At 58.0% G+C, this 4,634-nt stretch carries 4 protein-coding genes and 2 tRNA genes; 2 read left to right on the top strand and 4 right to left on the bottom strand.

Annotation, left to right across the window (positions count from 1 at the left end):
- Positions 1-467 precede the first annotated feature (467 nt).
- From E5K03_RS13480 to E5K03_RS13470, 3 genes are all read right to left on the bottom strand, one after another.
- A complete protein-coding gene (locus tag E5K03_RS13480; RefSeq protein ID WP_138007333.1) occupies positions 468-1,595 on the bottom strand; it encodes a tyrosine-type recombinase/integrase in 1,128 nt (375 codons plus the stop codon).
- Between the two features lie 197 nt (positions 1,596-1,792).
- A tRNA-Thr gene (locus tag E5K03_RS13475) sits at positions 1,793-1,864 on the bottom strand.
- Between the two features lie 117 nt (positions 1,865-1,981).
- Positions 1,982-2,647, bottom strand: coding sequence for a DUF7114 family protein (locus E5K03_RS13470; RefSeq protein WP_138007332.1), 666 nt, complete (start codon positions 2,645-2,647; stop codon positions 1,982-1,984).
- A gap of 59 nt (positions 2,648-2,706) precedes the next feature.
- Here E5K03_RS13470 and E5K03_RS13465 point away from each other — a divergent pair, with 59 nt between their 5' ends.
- Positions 2,707-3,402 (top strand): enoyl-CoA hydratase/isomerase family protein, encoded by a 696-nt coding sequence (locus E5K03_RS13465; protein ID WP_138007331.1) that lies wholly within the window; start codon positions 2,707-2,709, stop codon positions 3,400-3,402.
- 60 nt (positions 3,403-3,462) lie between these two features.
- Here E5K03_RS13465 and E5K03_RS13460 read toward each other — a convergent pair whose 3' ends face one another.
- On the bottom strand, positions 3,463-4,296 hold the full coding sequence (locus E5K03_RS13460) for an NAD+ synthase (RefSeq protein ID WP_171006695.1): 834 nt from the start codon (positions 4,294-4,296) through the stop codon (positions 3,463-3,465).
- Between the two features lie 193 nt (positions 4,297-4,489).
- On the opposite strand from E5K03_RS13460, the gene E5K03_RS13455 reads away from it, so the two are divergent.
- Positions 4,490-4,560, top strand: a tRNA-Gly gene (locus tag E5K03_RS13455).
- The last annotated feature ends 74 nt before the right edge of the window (positions 4,561-4,634 follow it).

The raw sequence follows: 4,634 nt of genomic DNA, 5'->3' as shown, positions 1-4,634 counted from the left end.
ACCAGAACAGCTCCAGTCAATTCTGGGTGGGAGAGAACTTCGGTAAGGACGAGAGGCATCACTGAGCGGTATATCTTGGTCTTGCTATCCAACTACTACTCTTCAAAGCGTCACGTCTGTTTGTATTGGTTTGTTTATCCATTTTGAATCAACAGTCTCCATAAATCATATCAAATTATTAAACTACAGCTTTAAATCACTACTGAGTAACAATATTAGCTCTTAATTGGACCAACTATCTCCTACCCCTGAAAAACCATGCCTACGCATTGGTCCTGAAAAACAGGCCAGAACCAAGGCCCTGAATTAGCCCAGAACCAGATTGGCAGGCCTGAGAACCAGTCCTGAAACAGGCTTCACCGGGAAAGTCAGGCCTGAATTTCAGCTGTGGGTTAGGCCTGGAACAGGTAGCGACTAACTGGGGGTGTCCGGGTTAGGCGAGAAAAGGAGAACGGCCTCGGGAGATTTCAGTCGATTTTGTTGACGGCCTCACTTTGTCTATCGACTGAGCTGTGAGCGTATTTCTGCGTGGTCTGCTTGGATTTGTGACGGCACTGTTTCGCGGCGGTAGCTAAGTCGGCTTCCTGTGCGATATACGTCGCCGTGCTGTGTCGTATGCTGTAGGGTGTAAGGTCCCGGTTTTCGAGGTCGAGGCCTGCTTCACCCGCGATTTTGTGGAATACTGAGCGGCGGAAGCTGTCCTTGTTGTATCGGTTGGCTTTCTGGGTGAGCCACATCGCATCCCTGCCATCGTACTTGGAAATGGTGTCGCGTTCTTGTTTCCATTTTTTCAGGATTGAGACGGTCTCCGGTTTCAGTGCGACAATCCAGTTCTCCCGACTCTTACTCGATTCCTCCTCCGGAATACGAAGGACTCCGTTACTGGGGTCGAACCACTGAATATTCGCCCGCTTGATCTCTACAGGCCTGAAGCCTGCGTCTAACGCGACGAATATCATCGAAGTGTATTTGAACGAGTTGGCCTGTAGGAAATCCGTTTTCGTGACTTCTTCTTTGGGTTTTTGCAGTCTCTGGGCCAAATGCTTCTTCCACCGGGTTCGTTCCTCTGGAGTCAACGAATTGTAATGTGGGACGCTGCCGTAGCTCATGGCGGCCTCACGCATCTTCTTCCGATCACTCTGGGTCAAGTACTCCCGGGGCTGGTACGTTGTGCTGGGGTCGCTGTACTCGATGCTCGGCTCCCACTCCACATCCCGATTCCGGGCCTCACGCATCCATTTGAACAACGTCTGCACCGACTTCTGGTAATGGCACTTCGTCGATTCCTTCAAATCCCGTTTCGCTAAGTCGCGCATCCAGGCCTCCGCGTGCTCTATTCCCAGGTCTTGTATGTAGCGGTGTTCCTGGTCCCAGGCCCAGCGATAGAACAAGTCTAATTTGTTCATCCGGTTTTTGGCCGTGCTGTGGCTGTAACCTTCGGCCTTCGCCGGGTCTTTACCGAGGTTAAGCATCCATTCGGCGAGTTCGCGGCGATGCTCCTTGTACGCGATCTCTTCTCTAGGGTTTAGAAATTTGGAGGCCTCATCCGTCAAAAGGACGATGCCCTGCACTTTGTTTTCGTCGTCAACCGTCATACTCATCGAATTCCTCTATCTAGATCTAGATCACTTCGTAGCAAAGTTTTAAATGGCTTATGTAAAGAGCCATTCAAATCTCTGTAATCGCTGTACGCCGTCGGGGTGACAATTTTGACACCGGGGTCGCGTCCTTGAACTGGCTTCATTGTTGGAACGCGGAGAAGGCCTGAAACCCCCGAAATCAAAAGAAAGGAAGCCTAGGCCGGGATTTGAACCCGGGCTCTCGTCCTTACCAAGGACGCGCTTTACCGCTAAGCTACCCAGGCAAGCAATGATTCGTTTGGCGGTTGTCTCTTTAGGCGTTTCGATTCTACTCTTTCGGTTTCCCGATCGCGTCACGCGGTTTCCGTGCCACAAAACCCCACGCTATCACCGATCGCCACCTACCCGTCTGTTGCCGACGAGGGCACACGCGTATCAGTTAGCGAGGCCAGCCGATCGGTCGTCACGTTCGTCACCGTCTCGCCGGCGGGCGGCAGGGAGTCTCCGTCGTATCCACGGGCCAGTTCAGAAACGAACGATCGAAGCTCTTGGGGGGCCTCGCCCCCGGCGGCAGTCGAGCCGGCGATCACCGCCAACTCGAACACGTCGGCTTCGAGGTTTCGATCGAGGCGATCGACATCGACGCCAGGATCGCGGCGACGTGTCTGGTCGCGGCCGAACGATCGGACCGTTTCAACTGCCGCCGTGGCGGCGTCGGTTCGGGCGAGTAAGTAAAACCCTCGCGAGACGAGCACGTCGGCCGCGAGGATCTCCATGTCGGGGGTGAGGTTCTCCGCGTCAGTCCCCTCGGGGAGCCACGGCTCGTCGTGGGCGAGCGTGCGAGTGAGCCGAAGGCCCTCGTAGATGAGTTGTACGCCAGCGGCCTGCTCTGTGAGCCCGCGTGCGTCGACTGACGGATTCATCGATCGCGCGCTCGCAAGCGTGAGAACACCGGGTGTCATCGACGTCTCGGTAAGTCGAGCCTCGAGGATTTCGCGTAGACGGGGAGGCTCGATGTCGGCGATCGCCTCCGTGGCGGCCGCCCGCGTCGCAACGGCGTCGTCCATTATCCGAATATTCGACTGGCAACGGCAAAGACCTTTGGAAACTCCCCCTATCTGGGCATATGATCCGATCGAAACGCGCCGACGGCTACCGAATCATCACGCTCGATCGTCCCGATCGCAGAAACGCGCTAACTCCCCAGGGACTGACCCAGCTGGAAGCGGCGATCCGCGGCGCGACAGCGCCTGTACTCTACCTTCACGGGGCCGGCTCAGCGTTCTGTGCGGGCGCAGATCTCGACAGCGTGGCCGCGCTCTCCGATCCAGAAGCGTTCGCCGCACACGGCCAGCGGGTCGCCAACGCAATCGCGGAGACCGACGCGATCGTCGTCGCCGGAATCGACGGCCCGGCACGCGGCGGTGGCGTCGAACTCGCCGCGGCCTGCGATCTTCGAATCGCGACACCGCAGGCGACGTTCGCCGAACCAGGCGTTCGCTTCGGGCTGTTCGGCGCGTGGGGCGGCACCCTCCGGTTACCATACCTCGTTGGCGAAGGGAACGCACTGGACATTGCGCTGTCGGGGCGGACGATCGACGCCGAGGAGGCCCGCCGGATGGGACTGGTCTCACGTCTCGTCGACCACCCCGAACGTGTCGCTAAAGAGCTCACCGCAAACAAGCCAGACGCGCTCGCGCACGTCAAACATCGCATCCGCGATCGAGCCGAGTTGTCGACACAGCTCGAAGCGGAGACAACGGCGTTTGCGGCGCTGTACGATCGCTACGGAGAGGCGATCGCTGCCGATCGCTTTGACTGACAACTGCTGGTACTGCCGATTGCTCTGAGTAACAGTACAAATGCTTCGTATTCTGATCGCTTACAACAGAAGCGGATCGGGGGCCGGCGGCATGGCCCGTTTGTGTTCGCTTTCGGCGACGAGCGACTCGACGCGATCGATCTGTTCGGCAGTAACGTCAAGCGCCTCGATCGTCGCACTCGTCGACAGCGGGCCGTCGATGTGGAGTGCGAGGATCGCATCCAGCGTGTCGTAGTCGAGCCCGAGTTCGTCCTCGTCGGTCTGGTCGACCCACATCCCCGCGGTCGGCGTCTGCATCACGAGGTCGCGATCGACGCCGATGTGGGCAGCGAGCTGTCTGACCTGCTGTTTGTAGAGCCCACCGATCGGGTTGCAGTCGACCGCCTGGTCGCCGTACTTGGTGAAGTAGCCGGTCATCGCCTCCGATCGGTTACCCGTGCCGAGGACGATCCGGTTCTCGTGGTTCGCGACGAAGTAGTTCAACACCGCCCGCGTCCGGACGTAGACGTTGCCGGCGGCCATGCGATCGTCGGCCGCGTCTGGATATGCCTCGAAGAACTGCTCGGCGATCGGCTGAATCTCGATAACGTCGTACTCGATGCCCAGGTCGGTCGCGACCCGCTCGGCGTCGCTCATGGTGTCTGGGTCGTTGACCTCACTCGGCATCACGAGCCCGTGAAGGCCGTCAGTGCCAAGCGCTTCTACCGCGAGGTGGGCAGTGGTCGTCGAATCGATTCCGCCTGAGAGTCCCAGTGTTGCGCCGTCGGCGCCCGCAGCCTCGACGGTTTCGCGAATGAACGAAACGAGGTGGTCTTCGACCCGATCGAGTTCGTCATCCGAAAGCGTGAGATCGATCGGCGGTTCCTCCCGCAACAGAACGCTTTCCTCAGCCATACCAGTGATACGGCGTGCAGGCTCTAATACCCGTTCGTTTTCGCAAATTTGTGGACATTTGTGTTATTTAGCTCAGTTTTGTGACTGATCATGCAGGGATAGCGGCCAACTGCGGTGAACGCAGGCAGTGGACGCTCACACTGCAGGGGCGATCGACGCATATAAATTGAAAAACGCGCGTATGTCTATGTGCGCGCCGTTGGTCCAGTGGTAGGACAGAGCCTTCCCAAGGCTCTAGCCCGGGTTCAATTCCCGGACGGCGCATACCTGCGACGAACGAACGTGAGGAGCGGTATCAACATCGGAATTGAACCCAGTGAGTCGCAGCCTGCGCAGCG

Origin of the sequence: Halalkalirubrum salinum, assembly GCF_005543295.1 — an archaeon.
Classification (GTDB): Archaea; Halobacteriota; Halobacteria; order Halobacteriales; family Haloferacaceae; genus Halalkalirubrum; species Halalkalirubrum salinum.
Note: the sequence above shows the minus strand (reverse complement) of the source record. Positions and strands in the feature narration are given on the sequence as shown.

Coding starts and splice junctions, on each gene's coding strand:
- E5K03_RS13480 (WP_138007333.1), bottom strand. CDS start 1,595: ATGACGGTTGACGACGAAAACAAAGTGCAGGGCATCGTCCTTTTGACG.
- E5K03_RS13470 (WP_138007332.1), bottom strand. CDS start 2,647: ATGGACGACGCCGTTGCGACGCGGGCGGCCGCCACGGAGGCGATCGCC.
- E5K03_RS13465 (WP_138007331.1), top strand. CDS start 2,707: ATGATCCGATCGAAACGCGCCGACGGCTACCGAATCATCACGCTCGAT.
- E5K03_RS13460 (WP_171006695.1), bottom strand. CDS start 4,296: ATGGCTGAGGAAAGCGTTCTGTTGCGGGAGGAACCGCCGATCGATCTC.